The organism is Dyadobacter sp. CY327 (assembly GCF_021390415.1).
Lineage (GTDB): Bacteria > Bacteroidota > Bacteroidia > Cytophagales > Spirosomataceae > Dyadobacter > Dyadobacter chenhuakuii.
Map to the genome: position 1 here is coordinate 233,528 of NZ_JAJUXJ010000007.1, position 26,727 is coordinate 260,254.

The window sequence follows — 26,727 nt, forward strand, 5'->3', positions numbered from 1 at the left end:
GGATTTGTTGTTAAATGACGCCGGTTAGGAAGTCAGTGTAATTGTCCCGGTTAATCCAGTTGGTTTTGGCATCCGGGTACGCTTCAACGAAAGCCTTGGGAAACTTTACTTTACTGTCATTCCATTTAAATTCGTATGCACTAAGCTGTTCATTTTTAAGTTCGAGCCAATCGAGTTCCTGCTGGTCATAGGTCCGCCAGAAATAAGTGTAAGGAAAAGTGCGCGTGTAAGTGTTGTATTTTACGCGTTCAGAAGCCAGATAATTTTCCCAAAGCGCGCCTATATCCTGGCGTTGTGATATAGGGGCAAAATTATTGATGAGTCCGTTCCTGATCCCATTGTCAAAAAAATACCACTTGGAAGATTTTGTAACTTCCTTTCTGAGGTTTTTGCTGTAACCGCCAACGCGGAAAATGATGAACACCTTTGAAAACAAATCAAGATATCTCTCGACCGTATTACGATCAATCTGCAAAGCTTTGGAAAGTTCTTCAAATGAAACTTCCTGGCCAACCTGATAGGCAACCAGTTGGAGCAACTGTAACATTTTGTGCGAGTAACGCACTTGTTCAAACATCAAAATGTCCTTCAATAAATAGGCGTTTACCAAACCTTTAAGATAATCGGTTTGCTCTTCGGCGGTGGGAAGTTGCACGACATCTGGATAGCTGCCGAAAATCAGACGATTTTCAAGGTTCTGGCGTGTTTCGAGGAAATTCTCCTTTTGTGCCAATTCCAAATGAGCCAAAGGGAAAAGCTGAAAGTTTATTTGTCTGCCAACCAATGGTTCGCCCGTTTGGTTAGAGAGTTCAAAGGCAGATGAACCACTGGCAAGAATGGTAAGATTAGGAAAAGAGTCGATGAGCAGTTTTAGTGATTTCCCTATTTCCGGAACAACCTGCGCTTCATCCACGACTAGCAGATCCAGATTTCCAGCCCATCGCTGAAAGGATGCAACACGCCGATCGGCCAAAAGCCCGATCACATCAAGATCCTCACCATTCATGAACAATGATTTTCCATTAAAATCAGATATAAGTTGGTTTAAAAGAACGGTCTTACCAACTCTGCGTGCGCCGGTCAGAATCAGAACCTTATTAGATTTCAGCTTCTCCTGAATAGCGGAAAAAATGTGTCTAGAGTAATACATAATTACCAATTCGTTGAATGAACTCAACGAATTTAGCTAAATCTGTTGAGTTAATTCAATGAATTAACAAAATTGATACGGAAAGTATTGATTAAGATAACAACTTACCAATTCCCAGCCCAAAAACTCGCCCCGTCAAATCCACTCTGCGCCAGCAATTTTGCAGCCTGCGCGCTTCTTTTTCCGGTTTGGCAGTAGAAAACAATGGTTTTGTTTGGCGGTAATGTGGGGAGAATGTCTGGGATTTCGGATAAGGGAATGTTAATGCCGCCGAAGTTATCGGCTTCGAATTCGTTGTATTCGCGGACGTCGACAAGGTGGATCTGGCCGGGGTAGGAGGCTTCAATGCGTTCGAATTCTGCAAAGGTTAGCTCTTTGAGGTCAGATTTTGGGTCTGCTTTTGCTATGTCGGCCTTTGCTGAGTATGTTTGGGTTGATTTGGAGGCGGATGCTGGGATGTTACTGGACCTTGTGAAAGTAAAAATATTGGTGGTGTTGGTTAATGTATTGATGATAAGCAGTTTACCTGATAGCGGTTCTCCAATTTCACAAGTAATTTTAATGGCTTCGTTGGCCATGTAACTTCCGATAATTCCGGGCAAAATGCCGATAACGCCGGCTTCGGCACAGTTGTCGCCTTCTTCGGCGTCGGGAAAAAGGCAGCGGTATGTGGGGCCGCCTTTGTAATTAAAGACAGACACTTGTCCCTCGAAACGCAGGATGGAACCGAGAACGAAGGGTTTATCTAATGCCACGCAGATATCGTTGACCAGATAGCGGGTTGGAAAATTGTCGGAGCCGTCGATGATGAGGTCGTAATTGGCAATGAGCTGGGCTGCGTTATCTTCCTGTAAGCGAACGGCATAAGGCGTAAGCTGCACAAAGGGATTCAATGCTTTGAGCTTTTGGACGGCGGTAGTGACTTTGCTTTTGCCTACATCTGCGGCAGAGTACAAAATCTGGCGATGCAAGTTGCTCAAATCCACCACGTCATCATCGACGATGCCAATGTTACCGACACCAGCCGCCACCAGATATTGCAGCACCGGGCAACCCAAACCACCCGCGCCAACAATAAGCACTCTGGCCTGTTTCAGCTTTTCCTGCCCAGCCAGGCCGATTTCCGGCATGATGATCTGCCGACTATAACGCTTCCTTTCTTCCTTTTCAAACATTGTATTTAAATTTCTATGGCACAAAAACCGCGTCCCAATCCTTCCAAACCGGCTCATAACCCCTTTCCCGGATCATTGCTGCAATCTGCGCCGGCGAGCGCTCGTCTGAAATTTCAAACTGTTCAAGCGACTCAGGTTCAACGGCATATCCGCCCGGATTGGTTTTGGACCCTGCACTGATTGAAGTCACGCCCAGCTGAATGCAATGATCGCGAAACTGCTCAGATTCGCGCGTTGAAAGTGAAATTTCAACTTCCTCATTCATGATCCGATACGCACAAATCAGCTGTACAAGTTCCCGGTCTGTCATTTCTACCTTTGGTTCGAGCCCACCGGAAAATGGCCGCAGCCGGGGAAATGATAAACTATAACGCGTTTGCCAATAGGTTCGTTCGAGATATTGGAGGTGGGCGGCTGTAAAAAAACTGTCCGTCCGCCAATCTTCCAGGCCGATTAAGACGCCCAAACCCATTTTATGAATGCCTGCCTGTCCAAGCCGGTCGGGCGTTTCGAGCCGGTAATTGAAATTTGACTTTTTCCCTTTTGGATGATGCTTTTTGTAATCTTCCTTGTGGTAAGTTTCCTGGTAAATCAGCACCGAATACAGCCCTAATGCGATCAATTCCTCATATTCCGCGGTTTCCAGTGGCTGGACTTCCATGGATATTTGTGAAAAATAAGGCCGTATCAACTCAATCACTTCCTTGAAATAAGCCGTGTGCACGGTTTGGTTTGCTTCACCGGTTACGAGCAAAACATGGTCATAACCCAGGGATTTGATCACATTCACCTCGCGCAATATCTCTTCCTTAGAAAGCGTTTTTCGCCGCACTTTGTTGTCCAGACTAAACCCGCAATAGGTGCAAATATTGGTGCATTCATTTGATAAATACAGCGGAATGTACATTTGCAGGGTTTTACCAAACCGCTTTTGGGTCAGTTTGCAGCTGAGCTGGGCCATGGGTTCAAGGAAATGGGATGCTGCAGGGGAGATGAGTGCTTTGAAATCCTCCAATGTTCGTTTTTGGGCCAAAAGTGCATTTCGGACATCCTGTGCCGTTTTGGAATAAATGCTGACCATAACCTCCTCCCAGTCATAGGCCTCGAATTTGTCCTTAAAGCTCATCCAAGAATGCGGTTAACGGGCTGCTAGCCACGGCAAAATTTTCTTGATTTCCCAATAGCGCCTCAAATGCCATACGCCCTGCGATCACCCCCATCTTAAATGCCTCCGCCATCGCCACGGGATCGCCAGCAACCGCAATCGCTGTGTTGACCAAAACCGCATCCGCACCAATTTCCATCGCTTTCGCAGCATCCGAAGGTGAGCCAATCCCAGCGTCTACAATGACGGGAACATTGCTCTGCTCAATAATAATTTCCAGGAAATCAATGGTTTTCAAACCCTTATTACTGCCAATGGGAGAACCCAAAGGCATTACGGCGGCCACGCCAGCTTCCTCCAATCTTTTGCACAAAACCGGATCTGCATGAATGTAGGGCAGGATTACGAACCCGAGCTTTGCCAGTTCCTCCGCTGCTTTTAGCGTTTCAATCGGATCGGGGAGGAGATATTTTGGGTCGGGGTGGATTTCCAGTTTGAGCCAGTTGGTTTCCAATGCTTCCCGGGCAAGCTGCGCCGCAAAAACTGCCTCTTTTGCCGTTCTGACGCCGGAAGTGTTGGGCAGCAAATGAATGTGCGGATGTTTCAAATGCAAAAGCATATCATCCTGCGCATCATGCACATCTATCCGCCGCAACGCAACGGTCACCAGTTCCGAGCCCGAAGCCAGCAAAGCTTCTTCCATCAACGCGGCAGAACTGAACTTCCCAGTCCCGGTAAAAAGCCGCGATTCAAATGTTTTATCTGCGATTTTTAACATAATATTTCTTCAAGTTTTTGGACCGTTTCTCTTGGTACTTTTGACTGAATCAATGCGGAAGACATGGCGACACCGTGTATACCGGTGCTTAGCAATGTTGGAATGTCATCGGGCAGGATGCCGCCGATAGCAATGATTGGGATTTCCTTTTTCTCGTTCGCGAGCCTTTGCATCAAGTCGCGATAACCTTCCAGGCCCAGGGTTGGGCTGAGGTTTTGTTTGGTTTTGGTAAATCGGAATGGGCCTAACCCAATGCAATCCGCTCCTTCTTTAATCCGTAAAAGAATGTCTTCGAATGTGTTGGCTGTGCCGCCGATGATCATGTTGTCACCTACGATTTTCCTAGCTTCGGGAATGGGCATATCGTTCAATCCAAGGTGCAGACCGTGAGCAGAAACAGCTTTTGCAATGTTTGGAAAGTCGTTGATAATCAGTTTGGCACCATAAGTGTTGCACAGTGCTTTGGCGGCTTGGGCCATTTCCAAAACGAGGTTTTCCGGCTCATTCTTTACACGCAACTGGATCCATCGGCAGCCGGCTTCCAAAGCAAGGCTAATGCTTTCCAAATGGCTAGACTCCTGTGTCTGATTAGAAATAAATTGCAGCTTGTCAATGTGCTGCAATTCTGATCTCATTTGCCGGGGGCTTAGGCCTCCGGCAATGTTTGAAAATTTGAAATTGGGAGCATGCCAGATTGCACCTAGTAAGGCAGCGCCGTCAAAGTTCATTTTTTGAATTTGGCTTATGTTGGAATGATCAATGCCTCCGATCGCGATTACTTTCACCGTTTTCTGTTCATTATTTAAATAAAAATCCTTACTGATGATCGTTGAATAGCCTTTTTTAGAAATGCTGTCGAACACTGGACCGAAAAATGTGTATTCGAAATTGTCAGAAAGATCAGCCAGCTCATCAATATTGTGAACAGAAGTGCTAAGCTTAAAACCTCCGTTTTTCAGTTTTTCTAACATAAATTCCGGCGTTTTTTTTCGCAATTTTTCCGGGAAATGAAGCCTGGTAATTCCATATTGCGCCGCGACTTCGTGATGCGAGTGCAGGGCTATTTTAGAATAAAACACTGGATTAATCTCACCAATCAATCGGTTCAAATCGAGCACATTACACACAGGTTTTCGCAGGTGCAGGCGCTGCAAGCCATCCCGAAAAAGCGCGTTAATCCGTTCGGCTTCATTCGGGATGAAATCTGGATGAGATATTGCGATCAGTTCCATATTATAAAAGAGCTGATTATAGATAGATCTGACTGCCCAGACTCGCGAATTCCCGCGATTTTTCTTCCATTCCTTCCGCAATTGCGTCCTCATTTAAACCATGCTCATCTGCATAGTCGCGCACGTCCTGCGTGATTTTCATGGAGCAGAAATTGGGTCCGCACATCGAGCAGAAATGGGCGATTTTGGCGCCTTCGGCTGGTAATGTTTCGTCGTGGAAGGATTTGGCCGTTTCGGGATCGAGGGAAAGATTGAACTGATCTTCCCAGCGGAATTCGAAGCGGGCTTTGCTCAATGCATTATCACGATATTGCGCGCCCGGATGCCCTTTTGCAAGATCCGCGGCGTGCGCAGCGATTTTGTAAGTGATCACGCCGTCCTTCACATCTTTTTTATTCGGCAGTCCTAAATGTTCTTTCGGTGTCACATAACAAAGCATTGCCGTCCCGAACCAGCCGATCATAGCCGCACCAATAGCAGACGTAATGTGGTCATAACCAGGTGCAATGTCTGTTGTTAAGGGCCCTAATGTATAAAATGGCGCTTCCTGGCAATGTTCCAGCTGCTTCTCCATATTTTCTTTGATCAAATGCATCGGCACATGGCCCGGACCTTCGATAATGGTTTGCACGTCGTGCTTCCAGGCAATTTTTGTTAGTTCGCCCAAAGTTTCCAGTTCGGAAAATTGTGCGGCATCATTGGCATCTGCAATGCAGCCCGGACGCAAACCATCACCCAGCGAAAACGCGACATCATAAGCTTTCATAATCTCGCAGATCTCCTCAAAATGCGTGTAAAGGAAATTTTCCTTGTGATGAGCCAGACACCATTTGGCCATGATCGAGCCGCCGCGGGAAACAATTCCCGTGATCCTTTTGGCCGTAAGCGGAATGTAACGCAGCAAAACGCCGGCATGAATCGTGAAGTAATCCACTCCCTGTTCGGCCTGCTCAATGAGCGTGTCTCGGAACAATTCCCAAGTCAAGTCTTCGGCCTTACCATTTACTTTTTCCAAAGCCTGATAAATCGGAACGGTGCCAATGGGAACGGGTGAGTTGCGGATGATCCACTCGCGGGTTTCGTGAATGTTCTTGCCGGTTGAAAGATCCATGATCGTATCAGCACCCCAGCGGCAAGCCCAAACGGCTTTTTCGACTTCTTCCTCAATGGTGGATGACACCGCGGAGTTGCCAATGTTGGCATTGATTTTAACCAAAAAATTACGACCAATGATCATCGGCTCGCTTTCCGGATGGTTGATGTTCACCGGAATCACTGCGCGGCCGGCTGCTACTTCGGAGCGCACAAATTCGGGTGTGATGAAGTTAACCGGCGTATTTGCCCCAAAACTATGGCCGCGATGCTGGTGCGAAAGCGAACCCGCTTTGCCGTTTAATTCCAACAGATTTTCCTGGATACGCTGATTTTCCCGTATCGCAATGTATTCCATTTCCGCAGTAATAATGCCCTTTTTTGCATAATGCAATTGAGATACATTCGCACCCGGTTTGGCCCGAAACGGCTTGGTAATGTGCGCAAAGCGCAGTGCATCCAATGAAGGATCCGAAAGTCGCTGCTGTCCGTATTGCGAGCTGATGCCTTCCAGCTGCTCTACATCCTGCCGTGCTTTAATCCACTCTGCACGCAACGCAGGCAATCCTTTTTTTACATCGATTTCAACATTGGGATCTGTAAAAGGGCCACTCGTGTCGTAGACCGTGACAGGCGCATTTTTCTCCACCTGGCCTAGCTTTCCATGCAAACGCGTGTCGGTTAGTGCAATTTCCCGCATCGCAACGGACACATTGTGCAGGCTGCCTTTTACGTAAATTTTCCGTGAATTCGGGAACGGGTCGGTGGTCACACTGCTGCTTTGTGGCGTTTTTTCGGTTTTCATAAAATGTTGGATTAAGGATTAAACAAATGGGGAAGAATGGAGGCTAGCCGCCTTGCGTGGCTGTGATCAGCATGACGCGGTCGTGCGGTTGCAACGGATGCGCTGCCCACGCCGTTTTAGGGATAACCGACTGGTTTACAGCGACAGCAATTCCTTTGGCAGGATCCGGAAAAAGAGCAGAAAGTAATTGCTGGACCGAGAGCGGTTCAGAAAATTCACGCGATTGACCGTTGATGATAATTTCCATTCTGAATAATGTTTTTGAGAAAAACTTCAGGAATGGACCTTTTGGAAGAAAGATACATTGAGATACAATAGCAGTATCTCTTACTTTTCCCTTCGGCAGTACTAACTGCATCAGGTTCAAAGGGTATTATCTCAGTCCGCATTTCGGGACACCCCTAAAGTTTGGACAAAGCTATCGCAAAAAATGTATTTTCAAAAATTAACCAAAGAAAACACCGCGAAACGAAGCAATGGAAGCACTTTTATTTTAAGAATTATCGGGTAACTTTAAGGTCATATTTACCAATTATATCGAACCTACGTTACTTGATGGATCTTATTATCAGAAGCGCTGCTCCAAAGGATTTGCCATCCCTGTTAGAAATTATTAATCACGCCATTCTTAACACCACTGCGATTTACGATTACGAGCCCCGCACGCTGGACGAGCAACGGGAATGGTTTGAGAAAATGTTCAATGACGGCATGCCCGTGATTGTCGCGGAAAGGGAAGGAAAAGTAATTGGTTACGGCTCTTACAATATTTTCCGGCCGAAAATAGGCTACAAATTCAGCGTAGAACATTCGATTTACCTTGATGAAAAATCAAGAGGTTTAGGCGTGGGAGGCAAACTCCTCGGCAGCCTCATCCAACGCGCCCGCGAATCCGGCCTCCACAGCATGATAGCGGGCATAGACGCCGCCAACCGCGGCAGCATTGAATTTCACAAAAAGTATGGTTTTGTGGAGAAGGGTTATTTGAAGGAGGTTGGATATAAGTTTGACCAGTGGTTGGATTTGGTGTTTATGCAGTTGTTGTTGGAAGAAGATTGAGGAATTGTTCAAGGCGACTCCCAAATCGCGGAGCGATGTAACATTGGTGGCCGCGCCGCGGTAGGAAAAAGATAGATAAAATAGACGCAAATCCCGGAGGGATGTAATATCGGCGGCCGCCAATATGTCATCCCTCCGGGTTTCCCGTTCAATGCGCCCTTCCCGTCTCCACATAGGTCTCTTCATCGCCCGTCGGTTTGCCTTGCCACCAGGATGCTAAAATTGATCCTGTAATGTTCATTAACGGCCCGAAAATCGCGGGTGCCAGCCCTACGGTGGCCATTTTTCCCATTTCTTTGGCTATACCAGATGCCAGACCGCCGTTTTGCATGCCTACTTCAATGGCGATGGTGCGGCAGTCGCGTTCGCTCATTTTGAAGAGGCGGCCGGACCAGTAACCCAATGTGTAACCCGATAAATTGTGGATCAGGACGAGTAGGAGTAATGTTGGTCCGATGGTAAGCAGGCTGTCGCGGCCGGCGGCGGTGATGATGACGATGATGAAGGCGATGCCGGCCATGGAAACGATCGGCATGGCGTCGTCGAGCCATTTTGCTTTGCCGCTGAAAAACTTGTTGAATAATAGTCCGGCGCCGATTGGGATGATGACCATTTTAATGATGTCCCACATCATGTGCAATGTATCTATTTGTACAAATGCACCTGCCAATGCGCTCATTAGCAAGGGCGTCACGATAGGAGCGAGCATTGTAGAGATCGCCGTGATCGTGATCGATAATGCCAGGTTTGCTTTGGCCAGATAGGAAATTACATTTGAAGCCATTCCGTTTGGTGAACAGCCGATGAGGATAATTCCGGCCGCGATTTCGGGTGGGAAGCCGCTTAGGTTAGCTAATGTAAATCCAATGGTTGGCATGATGATAAAATGGCTTACTACGCCAATCAGCACGCCTTTTGGCATTTTTACAACTCCTACAAAATCCCCGAAGCTCATTGACGTCCCCATTCCGAACATGATAATCTGGATCAAAGGCGTAATTAATGCTGCCAGCTTGAAGCCGTTGACTGACTGGAAATGCTGCGGATAGTAGAGGGCTGTGGTTACTGCGGCGAAAATGACGGTTGTATAAGTGAAACCTTTCAGTTTTTCAAAACCCCTGAAACTGACTGCTAAGGCAAGAAAAAAAGCAATAAAGAAGGGACCGGCTTGCGGCAGGTTTCCGGAGAGCGCGAGGAAAAGCGCAACAAGAAGACACAGACCTGCAACACCGGCTAGTAGCTTGTAAACATTCATATAATTGTCGTTATAATGCTATTTAAAAAAGAACGCAAAAGTGCCCTGGCACTTCAATAAGAAAGTTACCAGGTTCTTTTCTTCATGTATTCGTCCAGTTCGGCGCGTTTCATCGGGATTTCCTTTGGATTGCTGTCCAGCCATTTCAGGAATGCTTCTTTGAGCTGATCGGTCCATTGGTTGTCGATCTGGCCGGGGGTGAATTTGCCTTCGCGTAGCATTTGGAGGGCGAATTTGTCCCTTAATGTGAGGAATTCGGCGGTTAGGATCACTTTTTCGGCCATGTGCGCCGGAATGAAGATCACACCTTCTTTTTTAGCAAGCACAATGTCTCCTGGCAATACAATCGCGCGGCCTATGCGGATTGGTGTGTTTATGCCGGTCAGGAAAACGTCTTTTAAGAATGATGGGTCAAAATCTCTTACAAATGCATTGAAACCTTCGATTTTGGAAAGTCCTTCCAGGTCGCGGACGGATGCGTCGAAAACAACGCCATTGCCTGATTTTGTAAAAATGGATGTTCCTAAATTGTCGCCGATCAATGTTCCGCTGGCGATTTTGCCGAAGCCGTCTGCTACGTATACGTCGCCTTTGGAAAGCTTATCGATGGGCCAGGAATTGGTGTTTCCCAACATGCCGTTTTTGTTGCCGCGGTCTTTTACGAGCTTTTCAACGTCGGGGCGGGAGGGCATGAATTGGGCGGTTAGTGCCCGGCCCGTGATGACGATGTCGTCTTTCAATATTTTCCAGTTTCCGTCGAACTGGCAGTTGTAACCCTCATTTTGCAACACCACCCACGCTTCTTCAATGGAGATATTTTTGGCGCGGTTAATGAGCTCGTCGGAGACTTTGGGGCGGCCGTCGGGGAAGCGTTCGCCTTTCCATTCGGAAGTGAGGAACATCAGTTCTTCCTTGGGCATCATTTGCGCCTGCGTCGTTTGCAGACCATTAAAATTGAGGGCTAAAAGGGCTATTACACCTAAAAATTGTACTCTCATGTTTGAAAAATAAAATTGCGGCAAGATAAATGTCAAAGATGCATCGAATGGCTTATCATTCAAACTATCTTTTGGTAATCACGAGCGGTTCGGTGAGGCCATTGAGGTCGTAAACGACTTTTCCGGCGCGGATTGTTACTTCTGCTTCCAGTTTTTGTTTTCCCTGAATCTTGGTTCCTGTGTAATCCCAGAAACCGAATGTTCCTGTGTCGTTCAATTGGAATTTACCATCCAGAACCCTCAAAACAGTCACATCTGCACGCGAGCCAACTGAAAGGTTTCCTAGCTCCTCGCGGTGAATGGCTTGAGCAGGCGCCCAGGTGCTGGCTTTGATCACAGCCGGAAGATCCATGCCCATAGCCAGGAATTTGGACATAACATTCAGCATATCTTTCATGGCATTGTTCATGCTGCCGGTGTGAATGTCGGTGCTGATGGTGTTGGGATAAAAACCGCTTTTAACGGCTGGAATGGCTTGTGAAAAGGCAAAGCTGATGCCGCCATAACCCACGTCAAAAAGGATCCCTTTCTTACGCGCGTCGTAAACGAATGGCTTAATTTTGCCAGTCGCCACGTCCAGAATCGGCTCCCGGCTGTTGAGCTGGCCGAAGCAATGTGTGAAAATATCGCCTGGGCGCAGGTATTTTGTAAACAATTCTTGAAGCGGTAAAACGGGCTTGCTGCCACCGAAATCAACCATCACAGGTACATTAGCAAGTTTTCCGGCTTCCACGGCGCGTTCGGTGGGCGTCCAGTTGTAACCGTTGTAATGTGCGAGTTTTATGCCGACAATGTAATCCGGATTTTCCTTTACGACTTTTGCCGTCGCAGCTGCGTCCATATCGTCCACATTCTGCTCGTAAGTGCCGCCACGCATGCCTTCTCCTACAATGTTCAGGAATGCGAGCACGCGGGTTTTTGAAATGTCAATGGTTTGTTTCTTAAAGTCAGGAAACGATTTCCAGCCGGCGCATCCTGCGTCTACCACCGTTGTAACGCCGGTGCGGAATGTAAAACCATCCGGTGGCAGTGCATTCGGACCATTGCTGTAAGTCTGGTCCATCTTGGTGCCGTAAAAGTTGTGGGAATGCATGTCGATGAGGCCGGGCGTTACGAAAAGCCCTTTGGCATTCACGACCTGCTTGCCTTCTTTGGCATCGATGTTCTTGGCAACGAGCATGACGGTGTCACCTTTCAGCGCAACGTCCATAATGCCGTTCACATTGTTTTTAGGGTCGATAACGTGGCCGCCTTTGATCACCACAGAATATTGCTGGGCGTTGGCGGCGCATGCAAATAGCAGCGCAAAACAAGTTAAGCGTAATTTCTTGTTCATGTTTTCAGGATTAGGAATATGGGCATTAGATAGTTAAAGGAATTCTCGGCTCGTTTTTAATGCTACAAGTGTGTTTAATGTTAGAGCGTTGGTTATGAATAAATCAGACTTCCGGGTTTGTGGCCTGGAAGTCTGACATTACATTGTTTTGCAAAAATTATTTATCCCACCAAACCATGCTGGAAAGCGTATTCGTGCCGCCTTGTCTGGTTCTTGCTTCGTAGAAATTGGCCTGGTTATACTGCTCTTCCGAATCAGGAATTACAAAACGGGTTGGGATTTTGCCGCCGGTGAGGTTACCAGGATAGTTGGTAGGCGTCAGCTTAGGGTATCCGGTGCGTCTCCAGTTAGACCAGATTTCATATTCATCTTCCAAAAACAGCGCGACCCACTTCTGCGTGCCGATCTGCTCCATTTTTTCAGCCAATGTTCCTGTTGCTTTAAAGGGATTTGCTTTCAGGTAAGCAGCGATTTTGGCATCGGAAATGACACCGCCTGCACCAAATGCAGCCCATTGCTTCATGCCTGATGTTACGGCGCTTTCATATTCCGCAGCCGGCGTTGTAGCCGAATACCAGCCTCTCAAACCGGCCTCAGCAAGCAGCAAATGCACTTCTGCAGGGGTGAAGACCAATAAGGGCGCATTGTATTTCAAAATCGTATTCGGATTTGGCTCGGAATAAGAATCAAAATCTGCTGGCAATGAGTTGAAAGCCGCATTAGGCATTCCTTTTTGCAATGCAGTAGCCGTGTCGGCAACGTAAGGAGCTGTTGCAGAAGCTTTTGTCCAAACCACAGAGATTACATTCAAACGCGGATCTTTGGTTGTTTTCAAATGGTCAACCAATGTTTTGGCCAACTTTCCACCTTCCACATTGTCACCGCCCGGAGAAACATAATCTGTCGCCATGAGGCCCGCAGCGATGAAATTTCTGCTGGCTGTGATGGAGCCATCCACGTAAGCGATCGTCGCCATATCCGTATCAGATGTGATCACACCGCCTGCAATGGCCTTTTTTACCCAGGTTTCAGCGCTGGCCGGATCGACTTCTGTCAGACGCATGCCAAGACGAAGCATCAGCGAGTAACCGAATTTTTTCCATTTTGCAATTTCCCCGCCGTAAACCAGGTCCGCATTTCCAAAAGTAGGTTGCGCCGCATCAAATGCATTGATCGACTCGTCCAGCTCTTTTAGCATATCCGCGTAAATGGCTTGCTGCGTATCGTATTTCGGTGTGAAATTCTGGCTGGAAAGTGCTTTTCCTGCGTCAAAATAAGGAATGTCTCCGTATAAATCCGTCAAGCGATGGAACAGATAAGCTTTCCAGATCCGCGAAACGGACAGCTTGTTTACGTCGGCAGGATTTGTTGAAACAGCTTCAATAACCTGCGCAATGTCAATCACCGCACCCTGAGAAACCGGATCGCCGCCATACAGCTGCCAGCTGCCCTGGCTGTAACCGAAATTGAAATATTTGTCACCCGCGCCAGGCACTTCCTTATAAGTTGCGAAATGCTGCATCGAACCGCCGATCGTCAGGTAAGCCGCGCCGGTAAAGTTGTTGCTCAACGTCACAAGTTGCGCCCTTGTGAAAAGGAAGCCGGGCACAACTTCCGTCGAAGCATTGGGGTTAATGTTCATTTCTTCAAATCCATTGTCGCAGGAGGCAATGAACAGGGCCGGAGCCAGATATAGGACTTTTATCAAATTTTTCATATTCACTAAAATGCTTTTTAATGATTAAAACTTCACTGTAAGGTTCACACCCAAACTCCTCGTTCTTGGAACCCCGAATGCTTCCAGACCTTGCGCATTGCCATTAGTATAGCTCGATTCCGGATCGAAATAATTGTTGCGCTTGTCTTTGTAAAGCAGCAGCAGGTTACGGCCAACCAGCGACACCGAAGCAGATTGCAGTTTCAGGAATGACATTTTGCTCACATTCAGGTTGTAGCTCAAAATCACCTGGCGCAGCTTCACGAAATCGTTGTTGAAAGTGAAGATTCCCGTGTAGTTTTTGTCATTGTCATAATAAGTATCCACATCCTTTTTCTCCCAGGTTTTGGTAAAAGGAGCACCCTCAGGCGTCACACCCGTTACCGTTACACCCGTTTCGCGGCCTGGCAATGTTTCTTTTGGCAAACCAAAACGATACGCATACTGATACATGTTGGAGTAAACCACGCTTCCGAACTTACCATCGATCAGGATGTTCAGCGAGAAGTTTTTGTATTTGAAATTGTTCGTGATACCCATCGTCAACGGGGGAATACCATTGCCTAGTTTTTCCAGATCACCTCTTACGGCATATCCGCTTGCTGTGTTGAAAACCACATTTCCGTTGCCGTCCGTTTTCTTGTTGTAACCCCAAACTTCTCCGTAAGTCCCGCCGACAACGTTATTGATCATACCGCCGCCTACACCAAGTCCGATGCTCAATGTTTTCAGGTTATCAGCCAGTTTAACGATCTTGCTTTGGTTGTAAGCCATGTTGTAACTGATATCCCAGGTAAAATTATTCTTGCGAAGCGGTGTTGCAGTCAGCAAAAGCTCAACCCCTTTGTTGCTCAGTTCGCCCACATTCAAAAGAGCCTGCGTGTATCCTGATGACGATGCAATGTTGCTTTGCACAATGTCATTGGTGGTCTTACGATTGTAAAAAGTAAGGTCAAGACCAAAACGGTTGTTCAGGAAACGCGCTTCCAAACCAGCCTCGTAAGTGGTAGAAGTAAGCGGACGCAAATCAGGGTTAGGAACCAACGCCGAAGCCAATTGCTGCACCGGACGACCATTATGACCGCCTTGCGCCATTTGATAGCTTTGGTAAATCCGGTAAGGATCCACGTTCACAGCACCCACCTGCGCCCACGAAGCACGCACTTTGGCAAAACTGATCGCCGAAGGCATATCAATAGCCTCAGAAAGAATCACCGTTCCACCAACTGCCGGATAAAAAATGCTGTTGTTTGATTTGTTCAAAACAGAAAACCAGTCCTGTCTGCCCGACATCGTCAGGTAGGCTAATCCTTTGTAACCCAAATCCACCGATCCAAACACCGAGTTAATGCCGCTTTTCAAATATCTTGGCGTCGTTGTTGTCGTTGCAAGGTTGGTAAAGCTGTAAAAATTCGGGATTGTGAATTCAGCGCCTCTGTAAGCCATTTCGTCGTAAATGCTGCGCTGCGTGTTACCGCCGAGTAATGCCGAGAAGCTGAAATTTTCAAACTCCTTGTTGTAGTTCAATGTCAGCATGCCGTTGGTTTCAGACGAAGTCGTACTGTTGGACTCGTATTTTCCAAGCGGTTCGAAAGCATTGGCCGTCGGCACGATGAATTCGTATTTGAAATTGTAGTAATCCTGGCTCACGCTTCCTTTGATGAACAGGTTATCAAGGATATCATAACGAATGTTAGCCTGTCCCAAAAAGCGATTCTTACGGTCGTCGTTTTTGAATTTATTAATGACAAAATAAGGATTTGGTGCAGCCGGAACCGGGTTCCATTCCAATTCTTTGCCTGTAACGGCGTCATAACCAGGAGAAAGGCTTCTGATATCCACCGTGTTGGCGATCAAATGTGTTGCCCAGTGCGGGTTGTAATCTGCATAACCCACTTTCGGACGGTTGTGGCCGTCTTCAATGTTGTATTGAACAACCGTTTCGATGCTCAGTTTTTTGCCCAAAAATGCATTCACATTCAAGTTTGCAATCCTTCTCGTGAAATCAGAGTTGGGGACAATGCTGTTTGATTTTGTATTGTTCAGACCAAAACGAAAGTTGATCTTGTCATTTCCACCTGTGAAGGCAATGGAGTTAATGTAGTTCGTTCCCGTTCTGTAAAAGTTCTTAAGATTGTCTTTCTGAGGAGAATAGGGGCGCATCTGGCCGTCAAACTGGATCACATCCGTGCCGTCCATTCTTGCGCCATATGACAAGCGCCCTGAGCTTTTTGCCTGCGTTTGCGTCATTGGTTTGACACCGTCCACACCTTGTCCGAACTCATATTGCCAGTCCGGAATGATCGCCAGGTTCTCCGTTGTAAAGTTGCTGTTGAATTCCACACCAATGCCTTTTTGCGCGCGACCTTTTTTGGTGGTGATCAAAATAACACCATTACCCGCACGAGCACCATACAAAGCTGCTGCCGGTCCGCCTTTCAAAACGCTGATCGATTCAATATCGTCCGGGTTAATCCCGCCGATTCCGTCCCCGCGGTCGGTATTGTTACCATTTCCGTCAGAAGCATTTCCACCGCCCGGAACGCTGTTGTCCATCGGCATACCATTGATCACATACAAAGGCTGGTTGTTTCCGCTCAAAGAACCATTACCACGAATGATAATCCGGCTCGATCCACCCGGTCCTGTCGACATCCCCGTTGCATTTACACCGGCGATTTTACCTGTCAAGGCATTGGCAACGTTGTTTTCGCGGGCCTGTGTGAATTCAGAACCTTTTACTTCGGTCACTGCATAGGCAAGTGCTTTTTTCTCTTTGGAAATACCCAAAGCCGTTACAACAACCTCATTTAATGCTTTGGCTTCGGGAGCCAGCTGAACGGAGAGTGTTGTCTGCGTTCCTACTGCAACTTCCTGTGGCGTGTAACCTACAAAGCTGAAAATCAGCACTGCTGACGCTGCTTCTGCATCCGGAATGTCCATCGTAAATTTTCCTTCCGCGTCCGAAGATGTTCCGCGCTGGGTGCCTTTTACTAAAACACTTACACCCGGAAGACCCGCGCCCGTTTCGTCCGTAACCACACCCGTAACATTGCGTTTTGGAGCTTCTTTGGAAGAAGATCCTGTTTCGGAGGCTGCCGTTTCGCGTTTCAGAATGATACGGTCCTGCACCACTTCGTAAGTCACTTTATGCGGAGCGAGGATTTTGCCCAGCACATCGGACAATGCTTCGTCCTGGAATTTGAATGTATATTTCTGTGCATTGAAAATCTGCGGGTTATACATAAACTTAACCTTGGTCACATTCTCAATTTTTTCCAGTGCCTTGTCAATTTCGGCATTGGCTAAACGCAGCGTTACTTTTTGTTCTAAAACCCGCTGACCGCGTACGTCATTGGCTTGCACAAATGTGCTGACGACGATAGCGAGTATGGCTTGATACAGCGTAATGCGCATGATTTTCTGTAAAGCATGATGAATTTGTACTGTTTTTGACATAATTTTGATTTTTGTCGGATTAAAATTTGGCATTAATTGATTCCCACGGCCGCTGCGAGGCGATAACCGTAAGAAGAAACAAACAGGGGATTAACGGAGCCGGTGGTGTTGCAGCATCATCGGCTCATTTTTTAGGGGACTGGTAACAGATCTCGTCATAGGCATTGTCAGAATTTTAGGGGATTGGTGAGGAACGTTAGTAACAACCTTTGCTGGTAATGATAATGCTGGCATCCAGCTGTTCATATTGTGCGCCTATCGTTTTACAGATCAGGTTTATTTTTTCAAAAAGCGGTTCGTCGGAAAGGGATGCGGTCAGATAGCAATCCTTCATTACATCGGCATCGTGAATGATCTTCACGCCATAAGATTTTTCCAGCGTCTCAAAAACATCGGTAATAGGCGTGCCTTTGAATTCAAACGACTGGCTCTGGATCGGTAATTCAAGCAGTTTTGGGTCCGGAATCAGGCTGCGTGTGAGGCGTAACTCTTTGGGAGCGAATACGATCTGTTGATTCGGTGTTAACACCATTCCACCAAGCTTATCGTCCGCCTGCTGCGTTGCGATGGCTTCTTTGGTCATCGGGAACACAGAAACTTTTCCTGTTTTTACTACAACCTTCACTTCCTTATCGCCTTCAAATGCGCTCACTTTGAAACTGGTGCCTAACACTTTGGTCGCCAATGTGTGTGCGTATACATAGAAGGGTTTGTCCGGATTCTTGGCAACTTCAAAAAACGCTTCCCCGCTCAGGAACACTTCTCTCTTATTTCCTTCGAACCTGGAAGGGTAGGTAATACGGCTATTGGGTTGCAAAAGCACCGAGCTTCCATCCGCCAAAACGATCAGCTGCGCCTTGTCCGTCACATTCTCAGCCTTCACCAACGGCTCCTTAATCTGGCTCAGGATCACCTTATACTGGTCTGACTGCTGTTGTGAAGGCGTTTGCTTGTTAAACCACCATCCCGCAAACATCAGCAGCACGACGGAAGCCGCCATATTATACCAATTGGGCCTGAAAAGCTTTCTTATACCCGATTTCTTTGCCTTATTTTCTCCAATAGAATGTGAAAGCCGGTAAATCTCATTTGCAATTTCATCTTCGGAAATCTGGTCAAAAGCCGATTTGGTGTTAATAAGAAAGTATTTTGCTTTTGCGACAAGCTCTTTTTTATCCGGATTAAGTTCAAGCCATTCAGCCCAGAAAATGTCTTCTTCGGGATCGTTAAACAACGTCCAGCGTCTGAACGATGGATCGGCTGCGAGTTCCTCCGGAAGAAAATTGCGGTAATTGTGCATATAGGGCAAATAATTGTATAGCTATTTTATTTAAGGATGCACTTTCCTCCGGCCAATACTCTTTTTTAGAAATTATTTTTTGATGAAGACCGTTTTGAGTATTAATGTTCTGAGACGTAAAGTTTGTGAGATGGCATTTTAATGTTTAGTTTTAATTCTGATTTAAACCACACTAAACATTCATATGAAATTCACAGTATTAATATCAAAGGGCGAGGAATTCCTGATCGGACGCATCAAGGAAATTCCATCTGTCATGACGCAAGGAGAGACCATCAACGAAGTGATGGAAAACATCAGCGACGCGCTCAGTCTATATGCCCAGGATTCTTTCGAGAGTTATTAAAATCCAAAATTGTCATTTGGTATAATGCAGCTAACCATTATTCACAAAAACCAGCAGCATCAGGCTTGTTACTGCGCGGATATGGGTTTTTAGGGAGGATATGGCTTTGAAGAGAAGGTTGGCGACGGATTGGCGGTTGACTTGCATAAGGTCTGCAATTTGCTCATTATCCATTCCTTCGAAATATTTGAGGAAAACGGCTTCTTTCTGGCGGCGTGGAAGTTCTTCTATGGCCGAGCGGACTTTAATCTGGTTTTCAGAGTATATTTCACTTTGCTCAATCTGCGTTTCGACAGTCTGATAATCTGACATCTGCCCAACTTCTTCAATGTCCAGCAGTGAATTGGCCGGATTGTTTTTCCGAAATTCTTGCAGCAACTGGTTGCGAAGCGCTTTCAAAAAGTAAATGGAAACAAACTGAATATGAATTGTCTCGCGCTTTTCCCAAATGTGGATCAGCAATTCCTGAATGGAATCCTTGATAAATTCCCGGTCCGACGTGAAGCTGGTGGCGTAGTTGAAGAGCGTGCGATATTGCTTATCGGCAAGCTGACAAAATGCAAGACTGTCCCCGGCCTGGGATTGTTGCCAGAGATTCAGAAGAATTACATTCTCCTCAGCGATGCGTTGTCGTTTGTTCAAATCTTATTGGGTCAGGCAACAAAGAAACTGCTTAATCGCTTAATTTTAAAATATAACACCGACTTTATTTTTTATTTTAAAATTACATTCGGCAGAATTGGATTATGCCAGAATAAAGATTTGATTTTGGGGGAGGGGTTGGCGTGTTGTTGGCGGTCGGGCATTACGCGGACCAATTAGCATGGTGCCTGCCCTTCGGCTCCGCTCAGGGTGACAAGGCGATAGTAAGTGGCCTAGTGCTTGCCCTTCGTCTCCGCTCAGGGTGACAGGGCTGGTGCGACGACTGCTACACCAGCCCTGTCACCCTGAGCGGAGCCGAAGGGCATACCCGGCGACACTAACAACTGCCGTTGTCACCCTGAGCGGACGGGGCCGCCCGGCGGCCGAAGGGCAGCACCACGTCATCCTCCTAGATATAAGCAATGCAATCAATCTCCACCAACGAATCCCCTGGAACTCCGCCATAAACAGCCACTGTCGTCCGGCAAGGCGGTTTTGAGCCGAAACGGCCTTTGTAAGCCTCATTCATTGCCTTATAATCATTCAAATCATGCAGGAAAACGCTGCATTTCAGCACTTTCTCCATTGAAGAACCGGCTTTGATCAATTCTTTTTCCAGTTCGTCCAGAACGTGCTTGGTGTGGGCGGTGATATCGCCTTCGAAGTGGGCGCCTTTGCCGGCGATGAACACCATATTATTGAACTTGGTATGGCCTGAAAACAAGGGAACATCCTGATACATAACAACATCACCGACTTCCTTTTCGGGCGCTGGCGCAGCAGGCGTTTCTGCGATTGCTTTGGAAGCAACGCCAATTCCGGCTACTCCGGCAACTGAGGCGAATAATTTTTTAAGGATTGATCTTCTTTCGGACATGATAGTATAATTAAGTTATTAACGAATGTATTATGATCTTTTTTTCTTGCTCTTCTTAGCCATTTTCTCGTTCGCAGGCAGCGTCACTTTCCAAATGCTTCCGCCCGATTTATTTCCGCCCTGCTTGCCGCCATATTCGATAATGTAAAGCGTATTGCCAACAAGCAGCGCATCCGTAGGCGAAGTAAAACCGTCGATGATGCGGGTGGTTTTAACTTTGTAATTGTCTGTGGCTTTGTCGTAGGCCATTTCGAGGTGTAACAAATCCCGTCCTTGCTTCCTCAGCGGACTCGGATTAGCGACCCCGTTTCTTGGTCCGCCCGTGTAACGGATGACAAAACCGTCACCGGTAAGGTCTTTGCCCAGTGTATTTTTAGTATCAAAAAACAACCCAAGCGGGGAAGAGTGCGCGTTGAATGTGCTTACGCCCACGCCTGTGGAATCGCCGTCGTAGACCTGGCCGGTTTTGCGGTCGCGGTACTCGTTGGCGTCCGGGCCCATGTTCTGCACGCCCGGGCTGAACTTCACGCCCGCGGGGCGTTTCGGGAAATTTGGGTCATTGTGAAAATACTTCATCAGCCAGGCAAAAGCAAATTTGCTCAGGAAAGGATCGGTGTCCGGATTGGGTTGATAATCTGGAAATTGCTGTGGATTATCGATGCCGCCCATAACCCACGGAAAACCGTAATGATGGCCCTGTCGCACCCAGAACATATCTTCGGAATGGTCGTAATCACCCGAATTGGAGACTGCGAACAGATTCCCTTTCGGATCAAAAGCCATGTCATATGCATTGCGGATGCCTTCTGCGTAGAGATAGCCGTCTGCTTTTAATTTTTGTGTATCGGTGGAAAGCAGCAAATCTTTGGCATCGATCGGGAAGCGGAAGATGTTGGCTGTTAATGCATTATCGCGCGCGTTTGGATATTCGCCGCCGTTGTCCTGCACTTCGCCGTGGTCTGTTCTGGCGCCTGTGTTAACGAAAATATATTTACCATCCGGACTAATTTCCAACGCGTTCCAGCCGTGGTCAAATGTTGTTTTGTTGGCACCATATTCCACCGTATTGAAAACAACCGTCATCGCAGGCTTTTCAGTTGAGTTCGTATCTACGCCAGCTTTCAGCTCATAACGAACCATGCGGCCTTTGTTCCCTTTGTTGTTGTTGACATTAATGTTTCCTGCCAAAAACAATGTATTCCCTTTGAATGCCGCACCTTGCAAGCGCGTAATGCCGTGGTCTTCGGCGCTGAGGATTTTCTTACTTTCGGGCTGACCGTTGTTTGTGACGATCTTTAATACATCGCCAAAGAACGTCGTATAATAAATTTCCCCCGTGACGGGATGCTGAATAATCCGCACCGCTTCCGGCTCAATTTTCATGTAGTGCTCAATGGTAATGTCGTCGCGCAGTGATTTCGGCGTGCTTGTGACGGTTTCTTTAGGCTGCGCAAATGCATGTCCTGCAATGGTGGCAAGCAGCAATGCAGCGACTTTGGGTTTGAAATAACGGCTAATAGTCAGCATTTTATCCTATGGGTTCAGTTTATTCAGTTTTGCCTAAATGACGGATGTAGGCCACAAGCTGCCAGCGCTGCTCGTCGGTGAACACATCTTTAAATGGCGGCATGTTACCCCTGCCGGTGGAGATTTTCCAGAAAATGGCGCCGTCGCTCTGGGCTTTTACCAATGTGTCGTGAAAATTAGCGGGTTTCTGCCCCAACGCGCCGCCCGCTGCGCCGTCACCATAACCAGCATCGCCGTGGCAGGTGGCGCAGTAGAGTGTGAAAAGTTCTTCGCCCTGCGCCAATGTCAGCGGTTCCTCGTGATAGGGACTTTTCAGTGTATCTGCCCAGGCGGGTGCTTTCCAGGGATCCTGGCTGACGTGCGGATTGAAATGCCCGGAAGAAAATCCAGTCAGAATAATTCCGGCTAAAACGATAAAATTTGCGGCTAAAATCTTATTTTTAAACATCAAATGTAAAGAAACGTGATATATATAAATGTCTGATTTTTCTCCCTCCAACCCCTTAAAGGAACACTCAATTGCCGGAGAGTAATATCCACTTAAACGAGGTTGGAAGGAGAAAAACGTTGTTGCTAATTTGTTTTTTCAACGGCTGCCCTGACTTTCGAAACTTCATTTGCAGAAACGGCGCTGGCGGTGTTTCCAAAATTACTGCGGATATGCGTCAGAACTTCTGCGATTTCTTCGTCTTTTAAAAAGCTGTGTTGGGGCATTACATTGTTGTAGGATTGCCCTTTCACTTCCAACGGCCCTTCCAGCCCTTTGAGCAATACTTTTATAAGGCGTTCCTTGTCTCCGGTTACCCATTCGGCCCCGCCCAAAGGTGGAAAACGCTGCATATCGCCCATGCCGTTTCGCTGATGACAAGCTGAGCAGTAAACGCTGTAAACCTTCCCTCCGGCAACGGGCTTATCCTTATCCAGGTTGTCGGCAATTTCGTCCGGCGTGCGGATGTTGGACATGGATTTTCTCTTTTCCATTTTGACCAAAGCCGTTTTTGCAAATTTCTTTTTATCGCCTTTGTAAGTCACTTTCCAGATCTTTCCTTTTTCTGTCTCCGCAATGTAAAGCGCACCATCAGGACCAATCGCCAGGCCCATCGGACGATAAACCGCGTCGCTGACATTCACAATCGGATCTACGCCCGCAAAGCCGTCTGCAAAAACCTCATAATCACCCGATGGCTGAACATTTTTGAAAGGAACAAATCCAATAAAATAGCTCGATTGCGGGTAAGGAGCGCGGTTGGTAGAACCGTGGAATGCGATAAATGAGCCGTTTTTGTAGCGTTCCGGAAAATGATTTCCCTGGTAAAACAGAATGTCATTCGGAGCCCAGTGGCCAGGAAAACCGATCAGCGGTTTTTCATATTCGCCGCAGCGGCCCACTTCTTTTCCATCACCGCCATACTCAGGATTAAGGACCTTTTTGCCCTGCATTTGATCCCAATAACAATAAGGCCAGCCTGCATGCGTGCCCTCTTTGATCCGTAAAAACTCCTCGGAAGGAAGCATAGCGCTTTGCCAGGGGGAAAAAAGCTGCGGAAACAGGCGCAATAAATCGTCCCGTCCGTGTTGCAATGCATATAAATTATTATCAGCAAAATTCCAGTCGAGCGCCACTACGCTCCGCAAGCCGGTCGCGAATTTCAGACCGTCTTTCTGCAACTGACCTTTCTTATTCGCGTCAAAACGCCAGATCCCACCGTGATCTTCGAGGATAGGGCAGGGATCGAGGCCGCTGGATGAGGGGATTCGGTTATCATCCTGACAGGCATTGGAATTAGCGCCGAATGGCACATACATAAATCCTTTGTCATCGAATGTGACCGGCTTTGCAATGTGCTCGTGCATGCCGTGTGCGTGGTCATCCGTCAGGATTATTTCTTCCTCGCCGGACGGAACAAGCTCGCCCGGGTTCAGTTTGTAACGTGAAACAATCAGTTCTGAACTGAAATAAAGATAACCTTTGTAAATGCGCATGGCAGTTCCGTAAACACCTTCGCCGTCACGTCCACCAAAATGTTTAATAATGTCTGCACGGCCGTCGCCATTGGTGTCGCGCAGCGCAATCACGGATTTCCCTTTTCCGGAAAAACGCGCTTTTACATAAATATCACCATTGTCATTCACGGCAATGTGGCGGGCGCGGCCGGGCAGGCTGTCCACCACAACGGTTGCTTCAAAGCCGTCCGGTAGGAACAGGCCGCCGTTCTTGTCATTAGCCACGTCGTTCTGCCGGTCACTCTTTTGAGTAAACCCCAATGCAAAAAGCAGCAGAAGCGAAGCTGAGAGTTTGAGAGAATGGTAGCGCATTATTTATAGAGGAGTTTAGGAATAACAGGGTCAGCAGCTATTTCAGATAGATCGGCTTGGCAATGCCATTGAGGTCGTAGACGATCTTGCCGCCCATGATCGTCATCTCGCATTCCAGCTTTTCTTTTCCTTCCATTTTATAACCGGTTTTATCATAAAAACCAAAATTGCCCTTGCGCATCGAAAATATGGCGACATCTGCAATGGCATTCTCTGAAATGTGTCCCAGGTTTTCGCGCTTGATCACCTGCGCAGGTTCCCAGGTGCTGGCCTTGATCACCGAAGGCAGATCCATGCCCATCACATAAAATTTGGACATAATGCTCAGCATGTCCTTCATGGAGCCGTTCATGCTGCCCGTATGCAGGTCGGTGCTGATGGTGTTGGGGAAAAAGCCTTGTTTGATGGCAGGAATAGCCTGTGAATAATTGAAGCTCGCGCCGCCGTAGCCGACGTCAAAAATAATCCCGCGCTTGCGCGCTTCCAGAACGAACGGGCGCACTTTCTGCGCTTTTTCATCTACAATGGTTTCTCTTACATTGCCTTCCAGCAAAGTATATGCGTGTGTAAAAATGTCTCCGGGGCGAAGGTGTTTTAAAAACAATTCTTCCAATGGCAAGGGCGGCGTGCTTCCGCCAAAATCGATCATGACGGGCATGTTGGACAGCTTACCCGCCTTCACAGCATTATCGACCGGCTTCCAGTCATTGCCCATGAAATGTGCGACTTTAAAGCCGACCACATCATTCTTATTTTTCAGCGCGACGCCCGCAGCCAGCTCGGGGTTCATGTCGCTGGTATCCTGTTCCCAATTTCCCCCGCGCATGCCTTCGCCAACAATGTTAAGGAAGGAAAGAACCCGCGTTTTGGAATTGAAAATCACATTCTTTTTAAATTCAGAAAACGAATCCCAACCCGCACCGCCTGCGTCCACGATCGTGGTTACGCCTACGCGAAAAGTGAAACCATCGGGCGGTAATGCAACCAAACCATTACTTAAATAATGGTCTGGTTGCGTTCCGAAAAACACATGTCCGTGAATATCAATGAGTCCGGGCGTGACATACATGCCTTTGGCATCCACAACCTGTCGGGCTTCCTTCGGATCAATGTCCTTGGCAACCTTCTTGATCTTTCCTTCAAATATGCCCACATCCATGATCTGGTTGAGGTTATTCTTAGGGTCGATGACCGTTCCGCCTTTGATCAATATGCTGTAAGTCTGCGCATTAACTGCGAGAGTTACACTGCATATCAGGAAAAGGATAAGCAGGAATCTGTGTTTCATTTTTTATAGGGCTTAGGAATAGGTATTCTTGGTAATGCAAAATCTTAAACAACCGCCTTTGACAATTCTTCTTTCAGGCGGGTGGCAACTATTTTTTCTTCCCCGGGTTTCAGGCACCAGGTTGTGATGGTTAATGTGTTGTTTTCGCCGGGCATGATCTCTATGGAAGGGTTGCCGTTCCGCATGTTTTCCTGCAACAATTTCACAGGCAGGCTCACTTTGGCAGCGTCCCAGGAAATGCGGAGGGTAGGCGTATGGTTGCCCAGTTCCGGAGCAAATGTCTCAACATTGACACCAGCCACGCTTTTTGCCGCATTGCTGATCAGTGCCGCGCGGTCTTCCCACATTTTCCATTCCTTCTTGTGGTCCATTTTTACGAACTTTTCCAAAGCCACATACATGCCCAGGATCTCTTCTTTATTCACCTTCATACCGCGCCCGATCGTAGAACCACGTGGCGGCATGCTCAGTCTGGCAGCGTCGATAAGGTGTTTTTTACCCATCAGTATGCCTGCACTTTGCGGCCCGCGCATGGCTTTTCCGCCAGAGACGCACACCAGGTCAAAGCCCATATCATTGAATCGCCAAAGATTTTCAACAGGCGGCACATCCGCAGCCATGTCTATCATCGTAGCAATGCCATTTTTCTTTGCAATTTCCACCCATTGCTCATGCTTGATCTGCCCTTTGTCCGACTGGATATGCAGGAACCAAAGCAATGCAGTTTTTTCATTAATGGCCTTTTCCAACTCCTCAACCGTCTCAACCTGGATAATTTTGCAACCTGTGTTGGTCAGCGCGTGGGAGTAGCCGATGTTATGGCCTTTCTGGATGATAACTTCGGACTTCATGCCCGTTCCTTCCAGATGCGGCAATGCTTCCACCCGCTTCTGATCCATTCCGGTAAGCACACCCGCAAGTCCTAATGTTAATGCAGAAAAGCATCCGGCAGTAACTACCGCAGATTCGGCATGCGTTAATGCAGCAATTTTTTCACCAACCTTGGTCTGAACTTCGTCCAGCATCATGAAATTCTGGGCAGCGCCCTGGATCGTTTCTACCACTTCGTCCTGCATGAGGGAACCGGTCATAGCCGTGTAGGTACCCGCAGCATTAATAAAAGTTCGGATCCCCAGCTCCTTTGCAAGGTTCCTCGCAGGCAGCTTAGCCGCGAAAGTTGCAGCTTCTGCACTGCCGTTCCCCAAAAATCCGCCTATTAGGGGCACAGCGGACAAATGTTTGATTAAATCTCTACGGTTTATCATGATAT

At 47.4% G+C, this 26,727-nt stretch carries 22 protein-coding genes and 1 riboswitch; of the genes, 2 read left to right on the forward strand and 20 right to left on the reverse strand.

The genetic code is table 11. The annotated features are described in order from the left end of the window. Window positions 1-10 precede the first annotated feature (10 nt). The 7 genes from LZG74_RS17265 to thiS form a co-directional block, all read right to left on the reverse strand. Complete coding sequence (locus tag LZG74_RS17265) at window positions 11-1,150, reverse strand: ATP-binding protein (protein ID WP_233797780.1); 1,140 nt, start codon at window positions 1,148-1,150, stop codon at window positions 11-13. Between the two features lie 104 nt (window positions 1,151-1,254). Continuing rightward, on the reverse strand, window positions 1,255-2,325 hold the full coding sequence (gene moeB / locus LZG74_RS17270; protein WP_233797781.1) for a HesA/MoeB/ThiF family protein: 1,071 nt from the start codon (window positions 2,323-2,325) through the stop codon (window positions 1,255-1,257). 13 nt (window positions 2,326-2,338) lie between these two features. After that, the gene (thiH, locus tag LZG74_RS17275) at window positions 2,339-3,451 is read right to left on the reverse strand and encodes a 2-iminoacetate synthase ThiH (protein WP_233797782.1); all 1,113 of its coding nucleotides are present in this window, start codon (window positions 3,449-3,451) and stop codon (window positions 2,339-2,341) included. Next, window positions 3,441-4,208, reverse strand: a complete 768-nt coding sequence (locus LZG74_RS17280) for a thiazole synthase (protein WP_233797783.1) — start codon at window positions 4,206-4,208, stop codon at window positions 3,441-3,443. The genes thiH and LZG74_RS17280 overlap by 11 nt, the downstream gene beginning before the upstream one ends. Next, complete coding sequence (locus tag LZG74_RS17285) at window positions 4,202-5,440, reverse strand: thiamine phosphate synthase (RefSeq protein ID WP_233797784.1); 1,239 nt, start codon at window positions 5,438-5,440, stop codon at window positions 4,202-4,204. The genes LZG74_RS17280 and LZG74_RS17285 overlap by 7 nt, the downstream gene beginning before the upstream one ends. A gap of 16 nt (window positions 5,441-5,456) precedes the next feature. After that, on the reverse strand, window positions 5,457-7,337 hold the full coding sequence (thiC, locus tag LZG74_RS17290) for a phosphomethylpyrimidine synthase ThiC (protein WP_233797785.1): 1,881 nt from the start codon (window positions 7,335-7,337) through the stop codon (window positions 5,457-5,459). A 43-nt stretch (window positions 7,338-7,380) separates the two neighbouring features. After that, a complete protein-coding gene (gene thiS / locus LZG74_RS17295) occupies window positions 7,381-7,584 on the reverse strand; it encodes a sulfur carrier protein ThiS (RefSeq protein WP_026629967.1) in 204 nt (67 codons plus the stop codon). A gap of 70 nt (window positions 7,585-7,654) precedes the next feature. Next, window positions 7,655-7,750, reverse strand: a riboswitch (TPP riboswitch). A gap of 142 nt (window positions 7,751-7,892) precedes the next feature. Between thiS and LZG74_RS17300 the strand changes: the two genes are divergently transcribed. Then, window positions 7,893-8,396: a GNAT family N-acetyltransferase gene (locus LZG74_RS17300; RefSeq protein WP_026629968.1), complete on the forward strand. Its 504-nt coding sequence runs from the start codon at window positions 7,893-7,895 to the stop codon at window positions 8,394-8,396. 148 nt (window positions 8,397-8,544) lie between these two features. Here LZG74_RS17300 and LZG74_RS17305 read toward each other — a convergent pair whose 3' ends face one another. The 6 genes from LZG74_RS17305 to LZG74_RS17330 form a co-directional block, all read right to left on the reverse strand. Continuing rightward, a complete protein-coding gene (locus tag LZG74_RS17305) occupies window positions 8,545-9,651 on the reverse strand; it encodes a bile acid:sodium symporter family protein (RefSeq protein ID WP_233797786.1) in 1,107 nt (368 codons plus the stop codon). Between the two features lie 65 nt (window positions 9,652-9,716). Next, window positions 9,717-10,649 (reverse strand): RraA family protein, encoded by a 933-nt coding sequence (locus LZG74_RS17310; RefSeq protein WP_233797787.1) that lies wholly within the window; start codon window positions 10,647-10,649, stop codon window positions 9,717-9,719. 64 nt (window positions 10,650-10,713) lie between these two features. Continuing rightward, entirely contained in the window at window positions 10,714-11,985 is a 1,272-nt protein-coding gene (locus LZG74_RS17315; RefSeq protein ID WP_233797788.1) for an amidohydrolase/deacetylase family metallohydrolase, read from the reverse strand. Window positions 11,986-12,142: 157 nt separating this feature from the next. Beyond that, window positions 12,143-13,702: a SusD/RagB family nutrient-binding outer membrane lipoprotein gene (locus LZG74_RS17320; RefSeq protein ID WP_233797789.1), complete on the reverse strand. Its 1,560-nt coding sequence runs from the start codon at window positions 13,700-13,702 to the stop codon at window positions 12,143-12,145. A gap of 24 nt (window positions 13,703-13,726) precedes the next feature. After that, window positions 13,727-17,161: a SusC/RagA family TonB-linked outer membrane protein gene (locus LZG74_RS17325; protein WP_233797790.1), complete on the reverse strand. Its 3,435-nt coding sequence runs from the start codon at window positions 17,159-17,161 to the stop codon at window positions 13,727-13,729. A 196-nt stretch (window positions 17,162-17,357) separates the two neighbouring features. After that, window positions 17,358-18,461 (reverse strand): FecR family protein, encoded by a 1,104-nt coding sequence (locus LZG74_RS17330; protein WP_233797791.1) that lies wholly within the window; start codon window positions 18,459-18,461, stop codon window positions 17,358-17,360. Between the two features lie 184 nt (window positions 18,462-18,645). Here LZG74_RS17330 and LZG74_RS17335 point away from each other — a divergent pair, with 184 nt between their 5' ends. After that, a complete protein-coding gene (locus LZG74_RS17335; RefSeq protein ID WP_233797792.1) occupies window positions 18,646-18,807 on the forward strand; it encodes a type II toxin-antitoxin system HicB family antitoxin in 162 nt (53 codons plus the stop codon). 30 nt (window positions 18,808-18,837) lie between these two features. On the opposite strand, the gene LZG74_RS17340 is transcribed toward LZG74_RS17335, so the two are convergent. The 7 genes from LZG74_RS17340 to LZG74_RS17370 all read right to left on the reverse strand — a co-directional run bounded on the left by LZG74_RS17340 (window position 18,838) and on the right by LZG74_RS17370 (window position 26,722). After that, window positions 18,838-19,449 carry an RNA polymerase sigma factor gene (locus LZG74_RS17340; protein ID WP_233797793.1) on the reverse strand — a complete coding sequence of 204 codons (612 nt, stop codon included), beginning with the start codon at window positions 19,447-19,449 and terminating at the stop codon, window positions 18,838-18,840. A 409-nt stretch (window positions 19,450-19,858) separates the two neighbouring features. Continuing rightward, entirely contained in the window at window positions 19,859-20,329 is a 471-nt protein-coding gene (locus tag LZG74_RS17345) for a RidA family protein (protein WP_233798815.1), read from the reverse strand. A gap of 27 nt (window positions 20,330-20,356) precedes the next feature. Then, a complete protein-coding gene (locus LZG74_RS17350) occupies window positions 20,357-21,853 on the reverse strand; it encodes a sorbosone dehydrogenase family protein (protein WP_233797794.1) in 1,497 nt (498 codons plus the stop codon). Window positions 21,854-21,872: 19 nt separating this feature from the next. Continuing rightward, window positions 21,873-22,301, reverse strand: coding sequence for a cytochrome c (locus LZG74_RS17355; protein WP_233797795.1), 429 nt, complete (start codon window positions 22,299-22,301; stop codon window positions 21,873-21,875). A 125-nt stretch (window positions 22,302-22,426) separates the two neighbouring features. Beyond that, window positions 22,427-24,169 carry a c-type cytochrome gene (locus tag LZG74_RS17360; protein ID WP_233797796.1) on the reverse strand — a complete coding sequence of 581 codons (1,743 nt, stop codon included), beginning with the start codon at window positions 24,167-24,169 and terminating at the stop codon, window positions 22,427-22,429. Between the two features lie 37 nt (window positions 24,170-24,206). Next, window positions 24,207-25,457, reverse strand: coding sequence for an amidohydrolase/deacetylase family metallohydrolase (locus tag LZG74_RS17365; protein WP_233797797.1), 1,251 nt, complete (start codon window positions 25,455-25,457; stop codon window positions 24,207-24,209). 44 nt (window positions 25,458-25,501) lie between these two features. After that, a complete protein-coding gene (locus tag LZG74_RS17370) occupies window positions 25,502-26,722 on the reverse strand; it encodes an aminotransferase class V-fold PLP-dependent enzyme (RefSeq protein ID WP_233797798.1) in 1,221 nt (406 codons plus the stop codon). Between the last annotated feature and the right edge of the window lie 5 nt (window positions 26,723-26,727).

Coding starts and splice junctions, on each gene's coding strand:
- LZG74_RS17280 (WP_233797783.1), bottom strand. CDS start 4,208: ATGTTAAAAATCGCAGATAAAACATTTGAATCGCGGCTTTTTACCGGG.
- LZG74_RS17360 (WP_233797796.1), bottom strand. CDS start 24,169: ATGCGCTACCATTCTCTCAAACTCTCAGCTTCGCTTCTGCTGCTTTTT.
- moeB (WP_233797781.1), bottom strand. CDS start 2,325: ATGTTTGAAAAGGAAGAAAGGAAGCGTTATAGTCGGCAGATCATCATG.
- LZG74_RS17365 (WP_233797797.1), bottom strand. CDS start 25,457: ATGAAACACAGATTCCTGCTTATCCTTTTCCTGATATGCAGTGTAACT.
- LZG74_RS17335 (WP_233797792.1), top strand. CDS start 18,646: ATGAAATTCACAGTATTAATATCAAAGGGCGAGGAATTCCTGATCGGA.
- thiH (WP_233797782.1), bottom strand. CDS start 3,451: ATGAGCTTTAAGGACAAATTCGAGGCCTATGACTGGGAGGAGGTTATG.
- LZG74_RS17285 (WP_233797784.1), bottom strand. CDS start 5,440: ATGGAACTGATCGCAATATCTCATCCAGATTTCATCCCGAATGAAGCC.
- LZG74_RS17320 (WP_233797789.1), bottom strand. CDS start 13,702: ATGAAAAATTTGATAAAAGTCCTATATCTGGCTCCGGCCCTGTTCATT.
- LZG74_RS17325 (WP_233797790.1), bottom strand. CDS start 17,161: ATGTCAAAAACAGTACAAATTCATCATGCTTTACAGAAAATCATGCGC.
- LZG74_RS17350 (WP_233797794.1), bottom strand. CDS start 21,853: ATGCTGACTATTAGCCGTTATTTCAAACCCAAAGTCGCTGCATTGCTG.
- LZG74_RS17300 (WP_026629968.1), top strand. CDS start 7,893: ATGGATCTTATTATCAGAAGCGCTGCTCCAAAGGATTTGCCATCCCTG.
- LZG74_RS17370 (WP_233797798.1), bottom strand. CDS start 26,722: ATGATAAACCGTAGAGATTTAATCAAACATTTGTCCGCTGTGCCCCTA.
- LZG74_RS17355 (WP_233797795.1), bottom strand. CDS start 22,301: ATGTTTAAAAATAAGATTTTAGCCGCAAATTTTATCGTTTTAGCCGGA.
- thiC (WP_233797785.1), bottom strand. CDS start 7,337: ATGAAAACCGAAAAAACGCCACAAAGCAGCAGTGTGACCACCGACCCG.
- LZG74_RS17330 (WP_233797791.1), bottom strand. CDS start 18,461: ATGCACAATTACCGCAATTTTCTTCCGGAGGAACTCGCAGCCGATCCA.
- LZG74_RS17310 (WP_233797787.1), bottom strand. CDS start 10,649: ATGAGAGTACAATTTTTAGGTGTAATAGCCCTTTTAGCCCTCAATTTT.
- LZG74_RS17305 (WP_233797786.1), bottom strand. CDS start 9,651: ATGAATGTTTACAAGCTACTAGCCGGTGTTGCAGGTCTGTGTCTTCTT.
- LZG74_RS17265 (WP_233797780.1), bottom strand. CDS start 1,150: ATGTATTACTCTAGACACATTTTTTCCGCTATTCAGGAGAAGCTGAAA.
- LZG74_RS17315 (WP_233797788.1), bottom strand. CDS start 11,985: ATGAACAAGAAATTACGCTTAACTTGTTTTGCGCTGCTATTTGCATGC.
- thiS (WP_026629967.1), bottom strand. CDS start 7,584: ATGGAAATTATCATCAACGGTCAATCGCGTGAATTTTCTGAACCGCTC.